20 protein-coding genes are annotated in these 23,163 nt (G+C 63.6%); 7 read left to right on the top strand and 13 right to left on the bottom strand.

Annotated features, from left to right (window positions below; all coding sequences use genetic code 11):
• The first annotated feature begins 160 nt into the window (after nt 1–160).
• From mnmG to WHT83_RS04190, 4 genes are read left to right on the top strand one after another with little or no spacing between them, the layout of a single operon-like run.
• Nucleotides 161–2,035: a tRNA uridine-5-carboxymethylaminomethyl(34) synthesis enzyme MnmG gene (gene mnmG, locus WHT83_RS04205; protein ID WP_406873051.1), complete on the top strand. Its 1,875-nt coding sequence runs from the start codon at nt 161–163 to the stop codon at nt 2,033–2,035.
• Nucleotides 2,032–2,664: a 16S rRNA (guanine(527)-N(7))-methyltransferase RsmG gene (gene rsmG / locus WHT83_RS04200; protein WP_406873050.1), complete on the top strand. Its 633-nt coding sequence runs from the start codon at nt 2,032–2,034 to the stop codon at nt 2,662–2,664. Before mnmG ends, rsmG begins: the two co-directional genes overlap by 4 nt.
• 41 nt (nt 2,665–2,705) lie before the next feature.
• A complete protein-coding gene (locus WHT83_RS04195) occupies nt 2,706–3,503 on the top strand; it encodes a ParA family protein (protein WP_108606164.1) in 798 nt (265 codons plus the stop codon).
• 33 nt (nt 3,504–3,536) lie between these two features.
• Nucleotides 3,537–4,418 carry a ParB/RepB/Spo0J family partition protein gene (locus WHT83_RS04190; protein WP_406873049.1) on the top strand — a complete coding sequence of 294 codons (882 nt, stop codon included), beginning with the start codon at nt 3,537–3,539 and terminating at the stop codon, nt 4,416–4,418.
• Between the two features lie 56 nt (nt 4,419–4,474).
• Here the strand turns inward: WHT83_RS04190 and holA are convergent, their stop codons facing one another.
• The 9 genes from holA to ccoN form a co-directional block, all read right to left on the bottom strand.
• Nucleotides 4,475–5,524 carry a DNA polymerase III subunit delta gene (gene holA, locus WHT83_RS04185; protein WP_108606166.1) on the bottom strand — a complete coding sequence of 350 codons (1,050 nt, stop codon included), beginning with the start codon at nt 5,522–5,524 and terminating at the stop codon, nt 4,475–4,477.
• Nucleotides 5,525–5,576: 52 nt separating this feature from the next.
• Nucleotides 5,577–5,717 (bottom strand): cbb3-type cytochrome oxidase assembly protein CcoS, encoded by a 141-nt coding sequence (gene ccoS / locus WHT83_RS04180; protein WP_108606167.1) that lies wholly within the window; start codon nt 5,715–5,717, stop codon nt 5,577–5,579.
• The gene (locus tag WHT83_RS04175) at nt 5,714–7,987 is read right to left on the bottom strand and encodes a cation-translocating P-type ATPase (RefSeq protein ID WP_406873048.1); all 2,274 of its coding nucleotides are present in this window, start codon (nt 7,985–7,987) and stop codon (nt 5,714–5,716) included. Before WHT83_RS04175 ends, ccoS begins: the two co-directional genes overlap by 4 nt.
• Nucleotides 7,984–8,481, bottom strand: coding sequence for a FixH family protein (locus WHT83_RS04170; RefSeq protein WP_406873047.1), 498 nt, complete (start codon nt 8,479–8,481; stop codon nt 7,984–7,986). Before WHT83_RS04170 ends, WHT83_RS04175 begins: the two co-directional genes overlap by 4 nt.
• Entirely contained in the window at nt 8,478–10,034 is a 1,557-nt protein-coding gene (ccoG, locus tag WHT83_RS04165; RefSeq protein ID WP_318763151.1) for a cytochrome c oxidase accessory protein CcoG, read from the bottom strand. Before ccoG ends, WHT83_RS04170 begins: the two co-directional genes overlap by 4 nt.
• A 161-nt stretch (nt 10,035–10,195) precedes the next feature.
• Nucleotides 10,196–11,059: a cytochrome-c oxidase, cbb3-type subunit III gene (ccoP, locus tag WHT83_RS04160; RefSeq protein ID WP_183263348.1), complete on the bottom strand. Its 864-nt coding sequence runs from the start codon at nt 11,057–11,059 to the stop codon at nt 10,196–10,198.
• A 3-nt stretch (nt 11,060–11,062) separates the two neighbouring features.
• Nucleotides 11,063–11,212, bottom strand: a complete 150-nt coding sequence (locus WHT83_RS04155; protein ID WP_108606172.1) for a cbb3-type cytochrome c oxidase subunit 3 — start codon at nt 11,210–11,212, stop codon at nt 11,063–11,065.
• Between the two features lie 10 nt (nt 11,213–11,222).
• Nucleotides 11,223–11,954, bottom strand: a complete 732-nt coding sequence (gene ccoO, locus WHT83_RS04150) for a cytochrome-c oxidase, cbb3-type subunit II (RefSeq protein WP_108606173.1) — start codon at nt 11,952–11,954, stop codon at nt 11,223–11,225.
• Nucleotides 11,955–11,964: 10 nt separating this feature from the next.
• Nucleotides 11,965–13,581, bottom strand: a complete 1,617-nt coding sequence (gene ccoN / locus WHT83_RS04145) for a cytochrome-c oxidase, cbb3-type subunit I (protein WP_183263349.1) — start codon at nt 13,579–13,581, stop codon at nt 11,965–11,967.
• Between the two features lie 62 nt (nt 13,582–13,643).
• Between ccoN and WHT83_RS04140 the strand changes: the two genes are divergently transcribed.
• The gene (locus tag WHT83_RS04140; RefSeq protein ID WP_406873046.1) at nt 13,644–14,213 is read left to right on the top strand and encodes a hemerythrin domain-containing protein; all 570 of its coding nucleotides are present in this window, start codon (nt 13,644–13,646) and stop codon (nt 14,211–14,213) included.
• 9 nt (nt 14,214–14,222) lie between these two features.
• Here WHT83_RS04140 and WHT83_RS04135 read toward each other — a convergent pair whose 3' ends face one another.
• Nucleotides 14,223–14,948, bottom strand: coding sequence for a Crp/Fnr family transcriptional regulator (locus tag WHT83_RS04135; RefSeq protein WP_406873045.1), 726 nt, complete (start codon nt 14,946–14,948; stop codon nt 14,223–14,225).
• Nucleotides 14,949–15,097: 149 nt separating this feature from the next.
• Between WHT83_RS04135 and hemN the strand changes: the two genes are divergently transcribed.
• Entirely contained in the window at nt 15,098–16,447 is a 1,350-nt protein-coding gene (hemN, locus tag WHT83_RS04130) for an oxygen-independent coproporphyrinogen III oxidase (RefSeq protein WP_406873044.1), read from the top strand.
• Nucleotides 16,448–16,527: 80 nt separating this feature from the next.
• A complete protein-coding gene (locus WHT83_RS04125; protein WP_406873043.1) occupies nt 16,528–17,859 on the top strand; it encodes a UDP-glucose dehydrogenase family protein in 1,332 nt (443 codons plus the stop codon).
• A gap of 58 nt (nt 17,860–17,917) precedes the next feature.
• On the opposite strand, the gene scpA is transcribed toward WHT83_RS04125, so the two are convergent.
• The 3 genes from scpA to WHT83_RS04110 form a co-directional block, all read right to left on the bottom strand.
• The gene (scpA, locus tag WHT83_RS04120) at nt 17,918–20,059 is read right to left on the bottom strand and encodes a methylmalonyl-CoA mutase (protein WP_406873042.1); all 2,142 of its coding nucleotides are present in this window, start codon (nt 20,057–20,059) and stop codon (nt 17,918–17,920) included.
• Nucleotides 20,060–20,248: 189 nt separating this feature from the next.
• The gene (locus WHT83_RS04115) at nt 20,249–22,252 is read right to left on the bottom strand and encodes an acetyl-CoA carboxylase biotin carboxylase subunit (RefSeq protein WP_406873041.1); all 2,004 of its coding nucleotides are present in this window, start codon (nt 22,250–22,252) and stop codon (nt 20,249–20,251) included.
• Entirely contained in the window at nt 22,252–23,157 is a 906-nt protein-coding gene (locus WHT83_RS04110; RefSeq protein WP_406873040.1) for a hypothetical protein, read from the bottom strand. Before WHT83_RS04110 ends, WHT83_RS04115 begins: the two co-directional genes overlap by 1 nt.
• Between the last annotated feature and the right edge of the window lie 6 nt (nt 23,158–23,163).

The following is a 23,163-nucleotide window of genomic DNA, read 5'->3' as shown; positions in this document are numbered from 1 at the left end:
ACATTTTGACGGGGGATTGTGCTGATTCACGTGAAACATCGGCGTTGACTCCCGCTCGCGCGGCCAGGTTGTTTCACGTGAAACCACCACTCCAGCGATTCTCTTGACATGAGGCGGAGATGGGGACATCTGTCACGGCAAATGTTTCCTGGAGACTCTGATGCGTGAAAGCTACGACGTCGTCGTGGTGGGCGGAGGCCATGCCGGTTGCGAAGCGGCGTCTGCAGCCGCACGTGCCGGTACCAAGACCGCGCTCGTGACCCTTCGCCACGATACGATCGGCACCATGTCGTGCAATCCGGCGATCGGCGGATTGGGCAAGGGCCATCTTGTCCGCGAGATCGACGCCATGGACGGGCTGATGGGCCGTGTCGCCGATGCCGCGGGCATCCAGTTCCGTCTGCTCAACCGGCGCAAGGGCCCGGCCGTGCGCGGTCCGCGCACCCAGGCCGATCGAAAACTCTACAGGCTGGCGATGCAGGATGCCATCGCAGCCCAGCCGAATCTTACTGTTGTCGAGGCGGAAGTCTCTGATTTCATTATAGATAATGACCGTGTTACGGCTGTCGTTCTCGGTGACGGACGTGCGCTGGCCTGTGCGGCGGTCGTCCTGACAACGGGTACTTTCTTGCGCGGGCTTATCCATATCGGTGAACGCAAGTTCGCGGCCGGGCGCATGAACGAGCAGGCCTCGATGGGCCTGTCGGAAACTCTGAAACGCGCCGGGCTACGACTCGGCCGTCTGAAGACAGGCACGCCGCCGCGTCTCGATGGCCGGACGATCGACTGGGCGTCGCTGGAGACGCAGGCAGCAGACTCCGATCCAGTGCCGTTCTCGTTGCTCACCGACAGGATCACCAACCCGCAGATCGAATGCGGCATCACACGTACGACCGAGGCGACGCACCAGATCATCCGGGAGAATCTCGGCCGCTCGGCGATGTATTCCGGTTCGATCGAAGGTATTGGGCCACGTTACTGCCCGTCGATCGAGGACAAGATCGTCAAGTTCGGCGACCGTGAGGGTCACCAGATCTTCCTTGAGCCGGAAGGTCTCGACGACGACACCGTCTATCCCAACGGCATCTCGACCTCGCTGCCCGAAGATGTGCAGCTCGATATCCTGAAATCGATACCAGGGCTTGAGCGTGCGGTCATGCTGCAGCCGGGCTATGCGATCGAATACGACCATATCGACCCGCGCGAACTGGAAGCGACGCTTGAAACGAAGCGCGTCGGGGGACTTTTCCTCGCCGGCCAGATAAATGGGACGACCGGATATGAAGAAGCGGGTGCGCAGGGTCTGCTTGCAGGCATCAACGCGGCCCGTCTCGCGGGCAACAGCGAGCAGGTGATTCTGAGCCGTAGCCAGGCCTATATCGGTGTGATGGTCGATGATCTGATCAGCCGCGGTATCAGTGAGCCCTATCGCATGTTCACCTCGCGGGCCGAGTTCCGGCTTTCGTTGCGTGCCGACAATGCCGACGAGCGACTGACGCCTCTGGCAATCGAGTTCGGCATTGCATCCGAAGAGCGTGAAGCGCGGTTTGGCGAAATGACTGCGCGTGTCGATGCTGCCCGTGCGCTGATCAAGTCGCATATCTTGTCGCCCAACGAAGCGCGACGCCATGGCATCGAAGTGAATCTCGACGGCGTCAAGCGCTCGCTTTATGAGCTTCTGGCTTACCCCAATATTGACCTCAACCAACTTGTTAAGATCTTGCCGGAACTGGCGTCGATTGACGCCAAGACTACCGAAGCCATTGAAACTGAAGCGAAATACGCCGTCTATCTTGACCGACAGAAGGCCGATGCGGCACTGATGTTGAAGGAAGAGGAGAGGGTCATCCCCGAAACGCTTGATTTTGAGTCGGTTCCCGGGCTTTCGAATGAATTGCGCCAGAAGATGCGGACGCGTCGCCCGCGCTCTCTGGCTGAAGCACAACGAATCGACGGCATGACGCCGGCGGCGCTGGCAATTATTCTTTCCCACGTCCGAAATGCCGAGGCGCTGGCGCGCAGGGGTGCCGCTTGAAACAGCACGCTTATGACAGGTTGCAAGACGTCGCAGGTCCCGTTTCACGTGAAACATTCGATAAGCTGATTGCCTTCGAAACCGTGTTCCGCAAGTGGGCGCAGCGCATCAATCTCGTGGCGCCGTCGACGCTCCAGGACGCTTGGGAGCGCCACATTCTCGACAGCGCCCAGGTCGTGCGCCTCGGCGGAGACGCGATGCGCTGGCTCGACATCGGCTCCGGCGGCGGTTTTCCAGGGCTGATCATAGCTACGATGATTGCGGGGCGGGCAGGGGCATCTATCGATCTGGTCGAGAGCAACCGCAAGAAAGCCGGCTTCCTGCAGGCGGTGACCGGAGAACTCAGCCTGCCGGCGCGGGTTCATGCCAAGCGCATCGAGGACGTGCACGGCGTGATTCGCGCTCCCGAAGTACTGAGTGCCCGGGCACTGGCGCCGCTGCCATTGCTGCTCAAACTGTCGGCGCCCTGGCTCGAGGCCGGCACCACAGCACTTTTCCACAAAGGCCGGGATTACCGCCAGGAGATCGAAGATAGCGCTCTCCAGTGGGGATTCGATCTGGTAGAACACCCAAGCCTGACCGACACGCAGGGGGTCATCCTCGAGATTCGGAACCTGCGTCGCATCTGATCGCGACGCCATGTGACGAGACGGAAAACAGCAGTCGAGCCATGAAGATCACACCAAGAATCATTACAGTTGCCAATCAGAAGGGCGGCGTCGGCAAGACCACGACGGCCATCAATCTGGCGACGGCACTTGCCGCCATCGGCGAGCGCGTGCTCATCATCGACCTTGATCCCCAAGGCAATGCCAGCACCGGTCTCGGCATCGATCGCAAGGATCGCAGCGTGTCGTCTTATGACGTGCTGACCGGCGAGCTGGAGATCGAGCAGGCGGCCATGGAGACGGCCGTGCCGGGCCTGTCGCTCATTCCATCGACGCTGGACCTGCTCGGCATCGAAATGGAAATCGCCTCGGCGCCCGATCGCGTGCTCAAGCTGCGCAATGCCCTGCGGGCATCCTCGGAGCGGTCGGCAGGCTACAGCTACGTGCTGATCGACTGCCCGCCGTCGCTCAATCTGTTGACGCTGAATTCGATGGCGGCAGCCGATTCGGTGCTCGTGCCGCTGCAGTGCGAATTCTTTGCGCTTGAGGGCTTGAGCCAGTTGCTTGAGACCGTGGATCAGGTGCGCCGGTCGATCAATCCCGACCTGACCATCCAGGGCATCGTGCTGACGATGTTCGACGGCCGCAACAATCTCGCGAACCAGGTGGTCGAAGACGTGCGTGCTCATATGGGCGAGAAGGTCTACGACACGGTGATCCCGCGCAACGTGCGCATCTCGGAAGCGCCTTCCTATGGCAAGCCGGCGATCCTCTACGACCTCAAGTGCTCAGGCAGCCAAGCCTATCTGCAGCTCGCCTCTGAAGTGATCAGGCGCGAACGTAAACTCCGGGCCGCGTAAATCGATTCGGACTCGAAACAAGCTGGGTTAGACATGAACGAAGACCTTTCCAGAAAGCGCCTTGGGCGAGGACTTGCCGCACTGATCGGCGAAATGGACAAGCCGGTTGTTCCCGAAAAGCCCGCAGCGCTAGCCGATGGACGGGTACCGATCGAATTCGTCAGTCCGAACCCGCGCAATCCGCGGCGCCATTTCGGCGAGGCCGAATTGGCCGACCTGGCGCAGTCGATCCGCGAGCATGGCCTGGTGCAGCCGGTCGTCGTGCGGCCCGCCGCCCAGTCAGGGCGCTATGAAATCATCGCTGGCGAGCGTCGCTGGCGCGCAGCCCAGCGCGCAGGGGTCAACGAGATCCCGGTCATTGTCCGTGACGTCAATGACCGGACGGCGCTTGAACTCGCCATCATCGAAAACGTGCAGCGCTCCGATCTCAACGCCATCGAAGAGGCGATGGGCTACCAGCAGCTGATCGACGACCACAGCTACACCCAAGCCGATCTCGGCCAGGTCATCGGCAAGAGCCGCAGCCATGTCGCCAATACGCTGCGGCTGCTCAAGCTGCCGGACGTGGTGCGCGACATGCTGATCAATGGCGAATTGTCCGCCGGCCACGCGCGCGCCCTGATCACTGCCCAGGACCCGGCCGGTCTGGCCAAGCGGATCGTTGAAGAAGGCCTGTCGGTGCGCCAGGCGGAGGCTCTGGCCCAGCTTCCGGCGGACGCCGTAATGGAGAAGCAGCCGGCACGTCTGGTCGAGAAGGATCCGGACACGATCGCACTGGAAAAGCTGCTCACCGACGTCGTCGGCATGAAAATTTCGATCGCTCACAAGGAAAAGGGCGGCGAGCTGCGCATCAGCTACCGCTCGCTCGAACAGCTGGACGATCTATGCCGCCGCCTGAAGAGCGAACGTATCTAATTGATTCGATTGATTCTTATTCTGCGAACGCCGGCTTCTTAGCCGGCGTTCTGCTTTCAACGCCGTCCGCCGGCCAAGCGTGCACCTTCGACGGCGATGCCCAGCATCGCTTGCCTGGCCAGGGCAATGGCGAGGTCCGGTCGACGTCGCGTCTGCAAGGTTGTTGACTGCAGCCGCACAAGCGCGCGGCTCAGCGCCGCCGCAGTCCAGCCTGCCAGCGCGCGCTCGACTGCACGGCGACGGGCGAAGAACACCGGCGGCCGCGCGGCTGCGATCACGGCTGCGGCGTTGCGGCTGCCCGATTCCATTTCGCCGCGCATCAAATGGATGTTTTGCAGGTGGCGGGTCGCAGTTGCCAGCAACTGGGCTGCCTGGCTGCCGGTCTGGCACTGTTTGGTGAAGGCCGCGTCGAACTCGGCGATGTTGCCGCCAAGGGCGGCGTCGATGGCATCGTCGAGAGAAAGCGCGGAGACATCGCCGGTCATCGCCTTGACGTCGTCGAGGCTGATCTCGCCGCGTCCCATGGCGTAGAGCGTGAGCTTCTGAACTTCGCCGCGCGTCGCCAGGCGGTCGCCACCGAGGCTGCGGCGCAGCGCATTGCGGGCATCCATCGCCATCGTCAGGCCGGCGGCACGCAACTCTTCGTCGATAAGGGTCTCGATATCGCGCGCCTCGTCGCCGTAGCAGGGCAGGGCCATGCCGGCAAAAGCGCCCTCGACCACGGTGCGCAGCGGTGCGCCTTTCTTGAGGTCCTGGGCCTCGATCAATACGATCGCATCGCGCGGCGGATCGGCGACGAGGGCCTTGACGTCGTCGGCCAGGCTCTTCTGGGCGGCTGCGTTGCGCACCCAGATCAGGCGTCGCGGCGCAAACATCGGAACGGTCCGCGCTTCGTCGACGAGGCGACCGCTGTCGCGTTCGACATCGGCGGCGTCGAGCTTCACCACCGAGAACGGATCGTCGAGAGGAAGGCCGGTCTTGGCGGCAAAGGCTGCCGCACGTTCGGAAACGAGACCGCGATCAGGACCGTAGATCAGCACGATCACCGCTTCGGCTGCGGGGCGTGCGAGCCAGGAATCGACCTCGTGAGCTTTCTTCTGCGCCATGCCGCCCTGTTAGCACAGGCCTTCGGGCTGCCGCAGCATTTTTGTCCGCGCTCTAGTCGTCGTCGACCAGGATGCGTTCGGCTGCGCCATCCATGTCGTCGTACTGGCCGCTGTGCAGCGACCAGAGAAACGCCGCAAGCCCGAGTCCGCCGAGGAGAAGTGCGACGGGGAGCAGGAACAACAGACCGGTCATGATGCCATTGCCTCCTTGGTTGGAAAGGGTTGCCCCTGACCGGCGGCAGGTCTTGGTGACCTGGTCTTGCCGGTGCCGAGCCGCAATCCATTGGCGATGACAATAACTGAAGACCCCGACATTGCCAGAGCCGCAACCAGCGGGGTGACGTAGCCGAGCAGGGCAATCGGCACGGCGACGGCATTGTAGACGATAGCCAGCATGAGATTCTGCCGGATCAGGCGGCTTGCTTCCCTCGATGTCGCCAGCGCCAGCGGGATTGCCGACAGGCTTTCGCGCAGGAAGACGAAGTCGGCGGCACTGCGGCCGATATCGGCAGCACTGGCCGGAGCCATGGAGACATGCGCCGCAGCCAGCGCCGGGGCGTCGTTGAGCCCGTCACCAACCATCATCACCTTGCGGCCCTCGGCCTTGAGCGCCTCAAGCCGGGCGACCTTGCCATTGGGCAGCACGCCCGAAGAGAACTGGTCGATGCCCAAGGATGCGGCGACTGATGCCACCGCATCCGGCCGGTCGCCGGAAACGATCTCGATCGCCAGGCCCCTGTCGCGCAGCGCGGAAACGGCGGCCATAGCGTCGGCGCGCAGCCGGTCCTCGAAGATGAACTCGGCGAGGCCGGTACCGTTCTTCGACAGTACCGTGCCGGCGGCGGTGTTCGCCTCGTCGAGCGCCCAGGCGGCACGGCCCAGACGGTAGGTGTCGGTGCCGCTCCTGGCTTCGAGCCCGAAGCCGGGAATTTCTTCAACCGCGTCGAATGCCCATTCCTTTGCCGGCATTTCAACCGGGATTTCTGCCAGAGCGCGCGAGATCGGGTGACGCGAATGCCGGCCGATAGCTGCTGCCAGCGCTAGTGCATCAGGCGACATCTCGTTGGCATTGACCAGCCGTGGCATGCCGAGCGTCAGCGTGCCGGTCTTGTCGAAGACGACGGTGTCGACCTCGGCCAGCCGCTCCATTGCTGAGCCGTCTTTAACCATGATGCCGTTCTCGAAAAGGCGCCGCGCGGCGGCCACTTGCACGATCGGCACCGCAAGGCCCAGCGCGCAGGGGCAGGTGATGATCAGCACGGCAATGGCGATGGTGATGGCCTGGTGCCAGTTGCCTGCTGCGACCATCCAGCCGATGAAGGTCAGGAACGCGGTCAAATGCAGGATAGGGGCGTACAGCGCGGCCGCCCGGTCGGCGACGCGGCGATAGCCGCCGCGGCCGCTCTCGGCGGCTTCCATCAGCCGCATTATCTCGGCGAGGAACGAATCCTGTGCCGCCGCGGTTGCTTCGATGGTCAGCGGGCCGGTGAGATTGAGCGTGCCGGCGCGCAGCGCGGCACCGGCCTCGACGGCGACAGGATCGCTTTCGCCCGAGACGATGGCGCAGTCCAGCTCGGAGCGGCCCTTGAGCACCCTGGCGTCAACAGGCACGCGTTCGCCGGCCGACAGCAGGATGTGGGTGCCCGGCTTGATGTCGCTGACCGGCAGATAGGCGCTGCTGCCGTCGGGGTTGAGCACGGTCGCGCCGCGGGCGGCGAACCGGGCCAGGCCCTTGACGGCGACGCGGGCACGCTCGCGCATGACGTGGTCCAGCGTGCGGCCAATCAGCAGGAAGAACAGCAGCGAGGCCGAGGCGTCGAAATAGGCGTGCGGGCCGCTGTTGGCGGTATCATACAGGCTCATGCTGTAGGCGAGCAGGATGCCGATGGAGATTGGCACGTCCATGTTGGTGCGGCCGTTGCGCAGTGCGCCCCAGGCGGAACGGAAGAAGATGCGGCCGGCATAAGCGAGTGCCGGCAGGGCGATCAGTGCCGAGATCCAATGGAACAGGTCACGCGTGGCATCGGTTGCACCTGACCATACCGAGACCGACAGCAGCATGATGTTGCCGGCGGCGAAACCGGCGATGCCCAAGCCGCGGATGAGTTCGGCAAGCGTCTCGTCCTTGTCGTCGGCGCCTTGCTCGAAGAGATGGCTTTCATAGCCCAGCCGCCCAAGCGCCTCGGCGATGTCGGGTGCGCCGGCATCCTCGCGCCAGCGCACCGAGACACGCTTGGTCGAAAGGTTGACGCGCGCATGGTCGACGCCGTCGAGGCGGCCGAGGGCGGCTTCGATATTGGTCATGCAGGCGCCGCAATGCACGCCGGGAACGGAGAGGTCGGTCTGACGCATGCCGCCGGGCAGGGTGCGGCTGGACAGCGCCAGTTCTTCGCGCGACGGCCCCCTGGCGGCAGCCGAGGGCAGGCTGAGGGCGGCATCGGCGTCAGGACCACAGCAGTTCATTTCACCGCTCCATTGGCCACGACGATCCGGCGTGCTTCCTGGTAGGGCGCCCCGACTGTCGTCATTGCCTCTGTATTGACGATCCAGATGCCGTCGCGGACGGCAGCCTTCGCCGAAAAGGTGCCATCGGCCTTGCGAGCGAGCGTTACCTTCCAGTCCTCGGCCTCGTAGGCGGGGCGGCGGAAGGAGGTGGTGACGTTCTCGGCTCGAACAGGCGTGCCTGACGCATCGACAAGGCTGTAGCGGATCTCGCCGCCGGCGATCGTCAGCGTGCCCTTCCAGCCGAGGGCAGCCTGGGCGCGGGATTCGGCGACGCGCTCATTGAACTGCTGGCTGGCGACATAGGTGTTCTGGACGACAAGGCCAGTCCAGCTGGTGTTGGCGAAGGTCGCCATCAGCAGGTTGACCGCGATGATGACGCCGAAGAAGGCGACCATGATCGCCAGCATGTGCCAGCCGGTGAACTGCCTGGGCTGACCGGCGCGAGAGTTCATTTGCCTGCCTCCGGGACGTTGAAGTTTGCAACATAGGAGTCGGCTTCGGAACTTGCCTTGTCCTCGACGATGAACTTGAAGCTCTGGCCCTCGGCCAGGCTTTCGCGCGGCAGGCGGACATAAACCCTGATCGTCTTGAGCCTGTCCGGCTCGGCCTCGACCGTGACCGAACGGCCCTCCGGCAGGTCCATGCCGACCACGGTCATCATCGCTTCCGGCAGGCCCTCCATGCGGAGCACGATGGTGCGCGGTTCAGGCACCATGTTGAGCAGCTTGACGGTGTAGCCGTTGCGGATCGAGCCGTCGGCCAGGCGCACGAATTGCGGATTGCGGTCCTGCAGCACGTTGACCTCCAGCCGGTCGCGGCTGAGCAGGGCAACGAGCAAGGCAACACCGATCAAGCTCCAGGCGCCGGCATAGATCAGGGTGCGCAGCCGGAAGATGCGGCCAAGGCGGAAATGGGCGATTGCCGCATTGAGCCTGCCCTCGGAATTGCGCACCCGCTTGGGGTCGATCGTGGCCGTGACCGGGTCGGTGGCGATCGCCATGTTCGACTGGTAGTCGGCAAGCGTGGCATACGAAATCAGGCCGCGTTCCTTGCCGATCTTGTCCATGACGCTGTCGCAGGCATCGATGCAGAGCGCACAGGTGATGCATTCGAGCTGCTGGCCGTCGCGGATGTCGATGCCCATGGGGCAGACCGCCACGCAGGCGTTGCAGTCGACGCAATCGCCGACGGAAAGGCCTTCGGCGGCAGCCTTCTTGGCATGGCGCGAGCGCGGCTCGCCGCGCCAGTCGTTGTAGGTGACGGTCAGCGAGTTTTCGTCGAGCATCGCCGCCTGGATGCGCGGCCACGGGCACATGTAGGTGCAGACCTGTTCGCGCATCAGGCCGCCGAAGACATAGGTGGTGGCGGTGAGAATGGCGACCGTCATGTAGGCGACCGGCGCTGCCTGGCCGGTCACGAAGTCGCCCAGCAATCTGGGCGCGTCGGCGAAGTAGAAGATCCAGGCGCCGCCGGTGGCCACCGCGATGACGAGCCAGATGGCGTGCTTGAGCGTGCGCTTGGCCAATTTTGCCGCGGACATCGGCGCCGCGTCGAGCTTGATGCGGGCGTTGCGGTCACCCTCGATGCCACGCTCGACCACCAGGAACAGATCGACCCAGACGGTCTGCGGGCAGGTGTAGCCGCACCAGGCGCGGCCGACGGTGGAGGTGACGAGGAACAGGCCGATGCCGGCCATCACCAAAAGGCCCGCGACGTAGAAGAATTCCTGCGGCCAGATCTCGATGGCGAAGAAGTAGAAGCGGCGGTTGGCGATGTCGAGCAGAACCGCCTGGTCGGGCGCATAGGGACCGCGGTCCCAGCGGATCCACGGCGTCAGGTAGTAGATGCCGAGCGTGATCAGCATGATCAGCCATTTGAACTGGCGGAATCGACCGGAAGCGCGCTTGGGAAAGACCTTCTTGCGCGCGCTGTACAGAGGTTGGCGGGTCTTGGCGGAGTTGACCGCCTCTACCTCGAGCCTCTCGACTTCGGTCTCGTCAAGCATCTAAGTCTCCTGCAACCCATCACCCGGGTTGGCCTGTTATGCCCGGCCGGCTGAAGTCCGGCCTTGACCCAGGTCAATCCCCGGGTCTTTGCGCGTCGAGGCCCGGCATTGCTGCCGAGCCTCTCCCCCGCCTTCGTCCATCACCCCACGGCGATGGAGGGTTATTCGCCGCCGCCGAGCGAATGGACGAAGATGGCAAGCTCCTTGACCTTCACGTCGCCCAGTCGCTCGCCCCAGGCGGGCATGGCGCCGTGCTTGGGGTGACGTACCTGCTGGGCGATGGCGGCCTGCCCCGAGGCATAGAGCGCGATGGCGTCGGTCAGGTCGGGCGCGCCCATTTCCTTGTTGCCCTTGGCGTCCTCGCCATGGCAGGCGGCACAATTGTCGGCGAATACCTGCGCACCGGCGGGCACCAGGTCGGGCGTGTCGGCCTGACCCTCGAGGCTGGCGACATAGGCGGCGACCTCGTTGATCTGCTGCGGTTCGAGAACCTCGGCGAAAGCCGGCATCTCCGAGACATGGGTTTCCTCGTCGCCGGCAAAGCGGACGCCGTGCGCGATGGTCTGGTAGATTTGGTCGATGTTGCCGCCCCACAGCCATTCGTCGTCGTTCAGGTTGGGAAAGCCTGGCGAGCCCTGCGCACCAGAGCCGTGGCACTGGATGCAGTTGACCTTGAAAGCTGCCGAACCGGCGGCGGTGGCGAACTGCCTGAGCTCCGGGTCGGCCAGGATATCGCCGACGCTCTTCGCGCTGACTGCCTCGACATAGGCGCTCTTGGCCTCTTCGGCGGCGGCGAGCTCGTTCTTGACGTCGACGCGGCTTGAATAGCCCAGCAGGCCGGTCGTCGCGGTGCTGATCATCGGCCAGGCCGGATAGGCGATGCTGTAGGCAACCGCCCAAACGATGGTGGCGTAGAAGGTCCACAGCCACCAGCGCGGCATCGGATTGTTGAGTTCCTGGATGCCGTCCCATTCATGTCCGGTGGTCTCGACGCCGGACAGTTCGTCGATTTGCTTTTCGCTCACAGATCAGTCCTCCTTGAGCGGAATTTGTGCGGCCCGTTCGGCCGCTTCGCGGCTGCCCGGGCGAAGCGCGAAGATCACGGCGCCGATGAAGAAGACGGTCATCGCCAGCAGCCCCCAGCTGTCGGCGAATTGTCTCAACGTGGTGTAGTCCATGACAGATCTCCTAGCGGTAGCCGGCGGCCGCGTCGTAGGTCGAGAAGTCGACCAGCGTGCCAAGCATCTGCAGATAGGCGACCAGCGCATCCATTTCGGTCAGTGCCGCCGGGTTGCCGTCGAAGTCGCCGAGCTTGGCCTTGGGGTAGCGGGCCAGGACGCCCGAGGTGTCGGCGTTCGGGTCGGCCTGCGCCTTGATGTCGGCCTCGGCGCTGGCGATCATCTCGTCGCTGTAGGGCACGCCGACCCGGCGGTTGGCCGTCAGGTCGTAGCTGATCGTGTTGACCGCAAGCGGCGTCTCCTTGAGGAAGGCGTAGCTCGGCATCACCGATTCCGGCACCACCGAACGCGGTTCGATCAGGTGCTGGACGTGCCATTCGTTGGAATAGCGGTCGCCGACGCGGGCAAGGTCCGGGCCGGTGCGCTTCGATCCCCACTGGAAGGGATGGTCGTACATCGACTCGGCCGCCAGGCTGTAGTGGCCGTAGCGCTCCACCTCGTCGCGGAACGGCCGGATCATCTGGCTGTGGCAGGTGTAGCAGCCCTCGCGGATGTAGATGTTGCGGCCGGCCAGCTCCAGCGGCGAGTAGGGACGCATGCCCTCGACCTTCTCTATGGTGTTCTCGAGGTAGAAGAGAGGCGTGATCTGGACCAAGCCGCCGATGCTGACGACCAGCAGCGTGCCGACCAGCAGGAGCGTCGCGTTCTTCTCGATGGTCTTGTGTTTGTCGAGCAGTGCCATGTCGGGCTCCTTACTGGGCAGGCTGGAGTGCAGGGGCCGCGCCGGGCAGCGGCTCTTCCTGGCGCACGTGGCCGCGGATGGTCATGTAGACGTTCCAGGCCATGACCAGCGCACCGGCGAGGAACATCAGGCCGCCGATGGTGCGGACGATGTAGTAGGGGACCATGGCCGCGACGCTTTCGGCGAAGGAATAGACCAGGAAGCCCTGCTCGTCGTATTCGCGCCACATCAGGCCCTGGCTGATGCCGGCAACCCACATGACGGCGGCGTAGACGACGATGCCGAGGGTAGCCAGCCAGAAGTGCCAGGTGACCAGGCGCATCGAGTAGAGCCGCTCGCGGCCCCACAGGCGCGGCACCAGGAAGTAGATGGCGCCGAAGGTGATCATGCCGTTCCAGCCGAGCGCGCCGGAGTGCACGTGGCCGATGGTCCACTCGGTGTAGTGGCTGAGCGAGTTGACCGCCTTGATCGACATCATCGGACCTTCGAAGGTCGACATGCCGTAGAAGGCGATGGCCACCACCATCATGCGGATGATCGGATCGGTGCGGATCTTGTCCCAGGCGCCGGACAGCGTCATCAGGCCGTTGATCATGCCGCCCCAGGAAGGCATCCACAGCATGATCGAGAACACCATGCCGAGCGTCTGCGCCCAGTCGGGCAGGGCGGTGTAATGCAGGTGGTGCGGGCCGGCCCAGATGTAGAGGAAGATCAGCGACCAGAAGTGGATGATCGACAGCCGGTAGGAATAGACCGGGCGCTCGGCCTGCTTGGGCACGAAATAGTACATCATGCCGAGGAAGCCGGCGGTCAGGAAGAAGCCGACGGCGTTATGGCCGTACCACCACTGCGTCAGCGCATCCTGCACGCCCGAGAACAGCGAATAGCTCTTCGAACCGAGGAAGGACGCCGGCACCGCCAGGTTGTTGACGATGTGCAGCATGGCGATGGTGACGATGAAGGCTAGGTAGAACCAGTTGGCCACATAGATATGCGGCTCCTTGCGGTTCAGGATCGTGCCGAGGAAGACGATGAGGTAGGCGACCCAGACGACGGTCAGGAAGATGTCGACATACCATTCCGGCTCGGCATATTCGCGGCTCTGGGTGATGCCGAGGAGATAGCCGGTGGCTGCCATGACGATGAACAGCTGGTAGCCCCAGAACACGTACCAGGCGAGATTGCCGCCGAAGAGACGCGCGCGCGACGTGCGCTGGACCACGTAGAACGAGGTGGCGATCAGCGCGTTGCCGCCGAAGGCGAAGATCACGGCCGAGGTGTGCAGCGGGCGCAGGCGCCCGAAGTTCAGCCACGGCTCGATGTTGAGGTCGGGGAAGGCAAGCTGTGCCGCAACGATGACGCCAACGAGAAAGCCGGTCACGCCCCAGAAGACGGTGGCGATGACACCGTAGCGGATCGGCCCGTCCATGTAGGCTGACTTGTCCTCGGCCAGGATGTCAACCGGCGCATAGCTGCTGGTGCGCATCAGGACGATGACGCTCGCGGTCAGCACGAAGAACAGCACCCACATATGGGCGCCGAACTGGCTGTCCTTGGCGAAGGCGGCGCCGAGCAAGGCGGCAAAGGCCGCCAATGCCAGCAGGATTGTTTCCATTGCGTATTTCATGAGCGATCCCCGACGGTAGCTGGGCGCCGAAAGCTCGCGTCGGCACCAGACGGCACACATCCATGACAATTGCCCACCCTGCCTTGATCTGGATCAAGGTCAAGCGCCGCCGGGCAGACCAGCCTTGGGCCAATGAGGAACTTTCAAACAAGATGAATGCGCGCTCGGAAATGAAGGCCGGATCGGACGACGCCGCTCTACTTGACGCGGTCGCGGCCATACAGCGCGCGCATGCGGAAATGCTTGCGCTGTGCGACAGGCTGGAGGAAATCGCCGATTCCCTGCCCAACGAGATCGACCGACGCAGTTGCGTGCTCGCGGCAAGAGCCCTCGGGCCCGCGATGGTCAAGGTCCATCGCTTCGAGGAACAGCGGCTCCATCCGCAGTTCGCCGCGCGCCTGGCGCATGGTGGCGAGGCACGCGAGACGGTCGAGCGGCTCAAGAACGAGCATTTCGAGGATGAAGGCTATGCCGCCGAGCTGCGCGATGTGCTGCGTGCGACGGCACGCCGCGGCCGGGCGGAAAACCCGGAGACGCTGGGCTTCATGCTGCGCGGATTCTTCGGGGCATTGCGAAGGCACATCGCCTTCGAGCGCGACCATGTGCTCCCGGTGCTGTCATCCGGCGATTGAGCCGAGCGATCAGACGTTGGCGCGACGTTCCAGCCTGGCGACGTCGAAGACGGTGATGTGGCGGTTGTTCTCGACCGTGATCAGGCCGTCCTTGCGCAGCTTGGTCAGCTGCCGGCTGACGGTCTCGATGGTCAGGCCCAGGAAATCGGCGATGTCGGCACGGGTTAGCGGCAGGTCGAAGCTGATCTCTCCGCTGATTTCTGCTTCGGGATCGCTGTGGCGGGCAATGAGATGCAGGAAGGATGCGACCCGCTCGGAGGCGGTCTTGCGCCCAAGCATCAGCATCCAGTCCCGGGCTTCGTCGAGTTCGTTGAGGGCCTGAAGGTGCAGCCGGTGACTGAGTTCAGGCGCCTGTTCGATCATCCGGTCGAGTGACTTCTTGGGGAAGGCGCAGACGCGTACCGGGGTCGCCGCCTCGGCGGTGATCGAGCTCTCGTGCTTGAACGGACGGCCAAGGAAATCGGGTGCGAATTGCAGGCCGACGATCTGCTGGCGGCCGTCGGGCAGGGTCTTGGTCAGCTTGACCACGCCGGCGAGCACATTGGCATAGCTGTCGATGGTGTCGGCGTCCGACACCAGCACCGTGCCCGGATCGACCTTGCGCTTGGTCGTGTGGCGGCTGAGCTCGACCAGCTGATCGGTGGTCAGCGCTCCGCAGACGCCGCGATGCCGTGCCTCACAGGAGCGGCACAGCGCGGGTATCTCAGAATTGTGAATGTCCTGGCGGATGGTCATCGCATCGTCCGGCGTCTGATTTGCTCAATCTAGGGATCGCGGAGGGTAATAGGAACCGTGTCATTGTGTCTCCCGCCCTGGCTTTCTTGATCCAGGTCAAGGTGTTGCCGCTGCTTCCGTCCGATGCTGGGCCATTGACGGAGATGACAATGGACAGAAGCCTCGTCGAAAAATACGCAAGCCCGGTGCCGCGGTATACAAGTTATCCCACCGCCCCGCATTTCGGCGCCGATGTGTCGACCTCGACCTATTCCGACTGGCTGCGGGCGCTGCCGAGGGGCGCGCCGGCGTCGCTCTATGTCCACATCCCCTATTGCGACCGGCTGTGCTGGTTCTGCGCCTGCCATACCAAGCAGACGCGACAATATGATCCGGTGGCGCGTTACCTCAAGGCGCTCGACGCCGAAATCGCCAGCATCGCCGCACTCGCCGGCAACCGGCTGCGCGCCACGGCGCTGCATTTCGGCGGCGGCTCGCCGACCTTGCTCCAGGCCGACGACATCCTGGCCCTGGGCGGCAGGCTGCGCGCCAGCTTCGCCTTTGCGCCCGACGCCGAGATCAGCGTCGAGATGGACCCCAACGACATGGACGAGGTGCGGTTCGACGCGCTGGCCGCCATCGGCATGACGCGCGCCAGCCTCGGCGTCCAGGATTTCGACGAGCGCGTGCAGCAGGCGATCAACCGCGAGCAGACCTTCGAACAGACAAAATGGGTCATCGATGCCGTCAGGGCCCGCGGCGTACATTCGGTCAATCTCGATATGCTCTACGGGCTGCCGCACCAGACGCTGGCTTCGATCGAAGCGACCACCGAAAAGGTGCTGTCGCTCAGGCCGGACCGCATCGCCCTGTTCGGCTATGCCCATGTGCCTTGGATGAAGAAACACCAGACCATGATCGACGAGGCGCTGCTGCCCGACGCGGCCGCACGGCTGGAGCAGGCCGAGGCGGCGAGCCGCCTGATCCTCGCGGCCGGCTACGAAACGGTCGGCATGGACCATTTCGCGCTGCCCGAAGACAGCCTTGCGGTTGCCGCGCGCTCGGGCACGCTGCGGCGCAATTTCCAGGGCTACACCACCGACCAGGCCGACGCGCTGATCGGGCTCGGCGCCTCGTCCATCGGGCTGTTGCCGCAGGGCTATGTCCAGAATATGCCGGCGACCGGCGAATACGAGCGCCGCGTTCTGGCCGGCGGCCTGGCCACCGTGCGCGGGGTGGCGCTGTCCGATGCCGACCGCATGCGCGCCTGGGTCATCGAGCGGCTGATGTGCGACTTTTCCGTCTCCCGCTGCGAGCTGCTTTCACGCTTTGGCGAGCCGGCCCGTGCGGTGATCGCCGAGGCCGAATTGCTGGCCGTCAACGACCGAAACGGCATCTTTGGCCGTGCCGGCAACCGCTTTGTCGTCACCGAACGCGGCAAGCCCTTCGTCCGCTCGATCGCCGCGCATTTCGACGCCTATCTCGGCCAGGGAACGGCGCGCCATTCCGTCGCCGTCTGATCGCAACAGCGGCATTGGTGCGCCGTGCCGAATTCCTGTATCTACGCCGTCAAAGCGGGCGGCGAACAGGAACGGACCGTATGAAGCTCACGGTATTTGGAATCGGCTATGTCGGTCTTGTGCAGGCGGCGGTGCTGGCCGAGGTCGGCCATGACGTCGTCTGCGTCGATGTCGATGCGGCCAAGGTCGAGCGGCTGAACCAGGGGTTCGTGCCGATCTTCGAGCCGGGGCTGGAGGCGCTGGTGCGTGACAACCATGCGGCGGGCCGCATCGTCTTCACCACGGATGCGGTGCTGGCCGTGCGTCACGGCGAGATCCAGATGATCGCGGTCGGCACGCCGCCGGGCGAGGACGGCTCGGCCGATCTCAAATATGTCCTGGCCGTGGCCGAGACGATCGGCCGCGAGATGGTCGAACCCAAGATCGTCGTCGGCAAGTCGACCGTGCCGGTCGGCACCGCCGACAAGGTACGAGCGGCGATCGCTTCGGCGCTGAAGACGCGCGGCCGCGAGGAGCTGGCCTTCGACGTCGTCTCCAATCCGGAGTTCCTCAAGGAGGGTTCGGCGGTCGCCGACTGCATGAAGCCCGACCGCATCATCGTCGGCACCGAAAGCGAGGCCGCCGAGGCGGTGATGCGCGAGCTCTATGCGCCGTTCAACCGCAACCACGAGAAGATGATCGTGATGGACGTGCGCTCGGCCGAGTTCACCAAATATGCCGCCAACTGCATGCTGGCGACCAAGATCAGCTTCATGAACGAGATGGCCAACCTGGCCGAGCTGCTCGGCGCCGACATCGAGGAGGTGCGCAAGGGCATCGGCTCGGACCCGCGCATCGGCTACCACTTCATCTATCCCGGCCTGGGTTATGGCGGCTCGTGTTTTCCCAAGGACGTGCGCGCGCTGATCCGCACCGCCGACGATGTCGGCTTCGAGCCGGTGCTGCTGAAGTCGGTCGAGGAGCGCAACAACGCCCAGAAGGCGGTGCTGTTCGACAAGCTCAAGGGTCACTTCAACGGCGATCTCGCGGGCAAGACGTTTGCGCTGTGGGGGCTGGCGTTCAAGCCCAACACCGACGACATGCGCGAGGCCCCGGCCCGCGTCCTGATGGAAGCGCTGTGGGCCGCTGGCGCCAAGGTCCAGGCCTACGATCCCGAGGCGATGAACGAGGCGCAGCAGATCTATGGCCAGCGCGACGACCTGCTGCTCTGCGGCACCAAGGAGGCGGCGCTGCGCGGCGCCGATGCGCTGCTGATCGCCACCGAGTGGAAGAACTTCCGGGCACCGTCCTTCGAGACGATCAAGCAGGCGCTTGCGACGCCGGTCATCTTCGACGGTCGCAACCTCTACGACCCCGCGGTCGTCGCCCGCCATGGCCTCCAGTACATCTCCATCGGCCGGAAGGCGGCCTAGCATTACCAACAGAAAAGGCCCGCGCGAGCGGGCCTTTTTCATTTGTCCTGCGCAGCGCTCACTGATTGCGGCGCTTGCCTTCCATCAGGTCGAGCACGGCGCGCGCTGCATCGAGCACGTTGGTGCCCGGGCCGAAGACGGCTGACACACCGTGATCGAGCAGGTACTGGTAGTCCTGACGCGGGATGACACCGCCGACCACGACGATGATGTTGTCAGCACCCTTAGCCTTGAGCGCGTCGACCAACTGCGGTGCGAGCGTCTTGTGGCCAGCTGCCAGCGACGACATGCCGACGACGTGGACCCTGGACGCAATCGCCGTATCGGCAGCCTCGCCAGGGGTCTGGAACAGCGGCCCGGCAATGACCTCGAAGCCGATGTCGCCAAAAGCGGACGCGATCACCTTGGCGCCGCGGTCGTGGCCGTCCTGGCCGAGCTTGGCCACCATGATGCGCGGTTTCTCACCTAGTGAGCCGGCAAACTGCTCGAGGCGCGATACCAGCGTCTGGAACTCCGGCTCATCGTCATAGGCCTTGCCGTAGACGTTCTCGACCACTTCCGGGACGGCCGCATGATCGCCGAAGGCGCGGCGCATGGCGTCCGAGATCTCGCCGACCGTGGCGCGCGCGCGCGACGCCTCGACGGCAGCAGTGAGGATGTTGCCTTCGCCTGACCGGGCGACCTTCTCAAGCGCGGCAAGCGCGTCCTCGACACGCTTGGGGTCGCGCTGGCGCCGTGTCTGCTCGATGCGAGCGATCTGCGACACGCGGACGGCGGAGTTGTCGATCTCGAGAATGTCGAGATGGTCTTCCTGCTCGAGGCGGTATTTGTTGACGCCGACGATGACCTCGTCGCCGCGGTCGATAGCCGCCTGCTTGCGGGTCGCCGCCTCCTCGATCAGGCGCTTGGGCAGGCCTGTGGCGACTGCCTTGGTCATGCCGCCCATCGCCTCGACCTCCTCGATCAGCGCCCAGGCCTTTTCGACTAGGTCGTTGGTCAGCGCCTCGACATAATAGGAGCCGGCGAGCGGGTCGACGACCTTGGTGACGCCGGTCTCGTGCTGGAGGATCAGCTGGGTGTTGCGGGCGATGCGGGCTGAAAACTCGGTCGGCAGGGCTATCGCCTCGTCGAAGGAGTTGGTGTGCAGCGACTGGGTGCCGCCCAACGCCGCCGACATCGCCTCGAAGGCGGTGCGAACGATGTTGTTGTAGGGGTCCTGTTCCTGCAACGACACGCCGGAGGTCTGGCAGTGGGTGCGCAGCATCAGCGACGAGGTCTTTTTCGGCTCGAACTCGGTCATGATGCGCGACCACAAAAGGCGCGCAGCGCGCAGCTTGGCTGCTTCCATGAAGAAGTTCATGCCGATGGCGAAGAAAAACGACAGCCGGCCGGCAAAGTCGTCGACATTGAGGCCCTTCTTCAAAGCTGCACGGACATATTCGCGCCCGTCGGCCAGCGTGAAGGCGAGTTCCTGCACCAGCGTCGAGCCGGCCTCCTGCATGTGATAGCCGGAGATCGAGATCGAGTTGAACTTCGGCATCTCCTTCGCCGTGTACTCGATGATGTCGGCAACGATGCGCATCGAGGGCTCGGGCGGGTAGATGTAGGTGTTGCGGACCATGAACTCCTTGAGGATGTCGTTCTGGATGGTCCCCGACAGCTTGTCGCGCGAGACGCCCTGCTCCTCGCCGGCGACGATGAAATTGGCGAGGATCGGGATCACCGCGCCGTTCATCGTCATCGACACCGAGACCTTTTCGAGCGGGATGCCGTCGAACAGGATCTTCATGTCCTCGACCGAGTCGATCGCCACGCCGGCCTTGCCGACATCGCCTTCGACGCGCGGATGGTCGCTGTCGTAACCGCGATGGGTGGCGAGATCGAAGGCCACCGACACGCCCTGCTGGCCGGCGGCGAGCGCCTTGCGGTAGAAGTTGTTGGACGCCTCCGCCGTCGAAAAGCCGGCATATTGCCGGATGGTCCAGGGGCGGCCGGCATACATGCTGGCGCGCGGGCCGCGCAGGAACGGCTCGAAGCCCGGCAGCGTTCCGAGATGGCCGATGCCTTCGAGATCGTCGGCCGTGTAGAGCGGCTTCACGTCGATGCCCTCGGGCGTGTTCCAGGTCAGCGTGTCAGGCGAAGCCTTGATCTCGCGTTCTGCGAGCTTCTTCCAGGAATCGATGGATGGTTTGTCGGTCATTGGGGCCTCCTCAGGCGCGGGCGCTCACCCTCCCCCTTGTGGGGAGGGTCGGACCGCAGGTCCGGGGTGGGGGTAAGAGGGCTAAGTCGAGTTCCTGCGGCGATGGATTCGGTCGTCAGACCCCCACCCCGCTCCGCTTCGCGGATCGACCCTCCCCACAGGGGGAGGGTGAAAGGGCGCCATGCGCCATCACTCGAACTCCATGATCAGCTCGTCGACAGCGAGGCTTTCGCCCGCCGTTGCAGCCACGCGCTTGACCGTGCTCTTGCGCTCGGCGCGCAGCACGTTCTCCATCTTCATCGCTTCGACGGTCGCCAGCGACTGGCCGGCTTCGACTTCGTCGCCCGCCTTGACCAGGATCGATGTCACCACGCCCGGCATGGGGCAGAGCAACATCTTCGAGGTGTCGGGCGGCAGCTTGACCGGCATCAGCCTGGCCAGTTCGGCGACACGCGGGCTGCGCACATGCGTCACCACGTCCATGCCGCGCCAGCGCAGGCGCCAGCCGGTGCCCGAGCGCGAGACCTTGACGCCGATGGACGTTCCGCCGACCGCGAAATTGGCGTGCAAGTGCCCGGGCATCCAGTCGCTCGAAACCGCAAGGGCCGTGCCGTCGTCGAACGCGACCACCGTGCCGTCGGCGCCGTCCTTGACCTGCAGCGGCAGCGTGAAGTCGCCGAGCGTCACCACCCAGTCGGTGCCGACCGGGCGCTGGTGGTTGGCGAGCGAGCCCGAAATCTGGGCGCCGCGGCGCTGGGTGAACTGGTTGACCAGCGCTGCGACTGCGGCGAGCTTGTGGGCGTCCGCCTCGGTCGGGGCCACGCCGGTAAAGCCGTCGGGAAATTCCTCGGCAATGTAGGCGGTGGTCAGCCGGCCATCGCGGAAGCGCTGATGGTCCATGACCGCCGACAGGAACGGCAGATTGTGGCCAATGCCCTCGACCTCGAAGTCGTCGAGCGCGCGGCCCATCGCCTCGACAGCCGTCAGGCGGTCGGGCGCCCAGGTGCAGAGCTTGGCGATCATCGGGTCGTAATACATCGAGATCTCGCCGCCCTCGAAGACGCCGGTGTCGTTGCGGACGACCGTACCGTCGTCGCGTTTGCCCTCGACAGGCGGGCGGTAGCGAGTCAGGCGGCCGATCGACGGCAGGAAGTTGCGGTAGGGATCTTCGGCATAAAGCCGGCTCTCGATGGCCCAGCCGTTGAGCTTCACCTCATCCTGGGCGAAGCGCAGCTTTTCGCCCGCGGCGACGCGGATCATCTCCTCGACGAGGTCGATGCCGGTGATCAGCTCGGTCACCGGATGCTCGACCTGCAGGCGGGTGTTCATCTCGAGGAAATAGAAGTTGCGGTCTCCGTCGACGATGAACTCGACCGTGCCGGCCGAGAAGTAGCCGACGGCCTTGCCCAGCGCCACGGCCTGCTCGCCCATCGCCTTGCGGGTCTCGGCGTCGAGGAAGGGCGACGGTGCCTCCTCGATGACCTTCTGGTTGCGGCGCTGGATCGAGCATTCGCGCTCGCCGAGATAGAGCAGGTTGCCGTGCTGGTCGCCCAGTACCTGGATCTCGATGTGGCGCGGCTGGGTGACGAATTTCTCGATGAAGATGCGGTCGTCGCCGAAGGAGGATTTGGCCTCGTTCTTCGACGACTGGAAGCCCTCGCGCGCCTCGGCGTCGTTCCAGGCAATGCGCATGCCCTTGCCGCCGCCGCCGGCCGAGGCCTTGATCATCACGGGATAGCCGATCTGGTTGGCGATCTTCACCGCCTCGCTGGCGTCCTCGATCAGGCCCATATGGCCCGGCACGGTCGAAACGCCGGCGGAAGCCGCGATCTTCTTCGAGGTGATCTTGTCGCCCATCGCCTCGATGGCAACGGGCGGCGGTCCGATGAAGGCGACGCCCTCGGCCTTCAGCGCTTCGGCAAAGTTCGAGTTCTCCGACAGGAAGCCGTAGCCCGGATGCACGGCATCGGCGCCGGTCTGGCGCACGGCGTCGATGATCTTCTGAATGACGATGTAGGACTGGTTCGACGGCGCCGGCCCGATATGGACGGCCTCGTCGGCCATCTTCACGTGCAATGCCTCGCGGTCGGCGTCGGAGTAGACGGCGACCGTTGCGATACCGAGTTTCTGGGCCGACTTGATGACCCGGCAGGCGATCTCGCCACGATTGGCGATGAGGATTTTCTTGAACATTATGCAGTCCTAGGCTGTCGCATTGCACTAATTTCGCGCGCTGCTTCCTGCGAGCACACACTTAACAACATAACTCCGAGGGGAGTTATTTGATAAAATTGTACATCGTAGTGATATTTTTCAAGAAATCCTTTCGCTGTGTCCCTTTGAATCAAAGACAATGCGCTTAATACTTCAATAGATCTTGCAATTGATGACTCATCGATGATCTTGGGGAGGGGGTAATTTTGTCTCTTACCATATCCAGCGAAGATCATATATATTCCATGTCCTGACAATAGTACTGTAAGATAGTCTAATATTGCGTTACCTGGAATTTTCTTGTCTTGAATACCGTCGTAGATTACAGAAGAAGTAAAGTGTTTTGTAACCGCATTGAACGGTTCAACTTCAGCGCCTAAAGCAAATAATCTCTCTTTTACGCCTTCCTTTATTTGTTTCGTCCTGTAAATCGTTTCGAGTAAACGGGCGTCTTGGGCTTCCATCTCCGAGAGGGTAGATACCAATCTCGGTGGAAATGACTGACCCGATGCCGCCGAAGCCAATAAATTGACCCATCGTGAAACCATTTCCTCATCGGTAGGGTCTTCTAACGAGGCCTTTTCCAAAAAAGGAACAAGGATTTTATTGGAGACGGGCTGAATACTAATTTGCTCATGCCGAAGCCTTTCGCTGGCTTTTCGGGCAATTTGAATCAGGACGTCTTCCCGTTGAAGACGTAGGTGATCAGCTCGAAGTCCTCTAGATTCAGAGAAAGGTCGAATGATGTCAGTCAACGAATCTACCAATCTACCCATTGAAGTCGTGGGGACCTCAGCGCGTATTTCAGCCTTAAACTCAGCCTTGGTGCTTGCAGTTAGATCAAGGTTTACGGTCGACTTTGCTGAAGTTTCATTATCGCTCATAACGCC

The sequence above is a fragment of the Aminobacter sp. P9b genome (assembly GCF_045345995.1).
GTDB lineage: Bacteria > Pseudomonadota > Alphaproteobacteria > Rhizobiales > Rhizobiaceae > Aminobacter > Aminobacter niigataensis.
The sequence above is the reverse complement of the archived record's forward strand: the minus strand, read 5'-3'. Positions and strand labels throughout refer to the sequence as shown.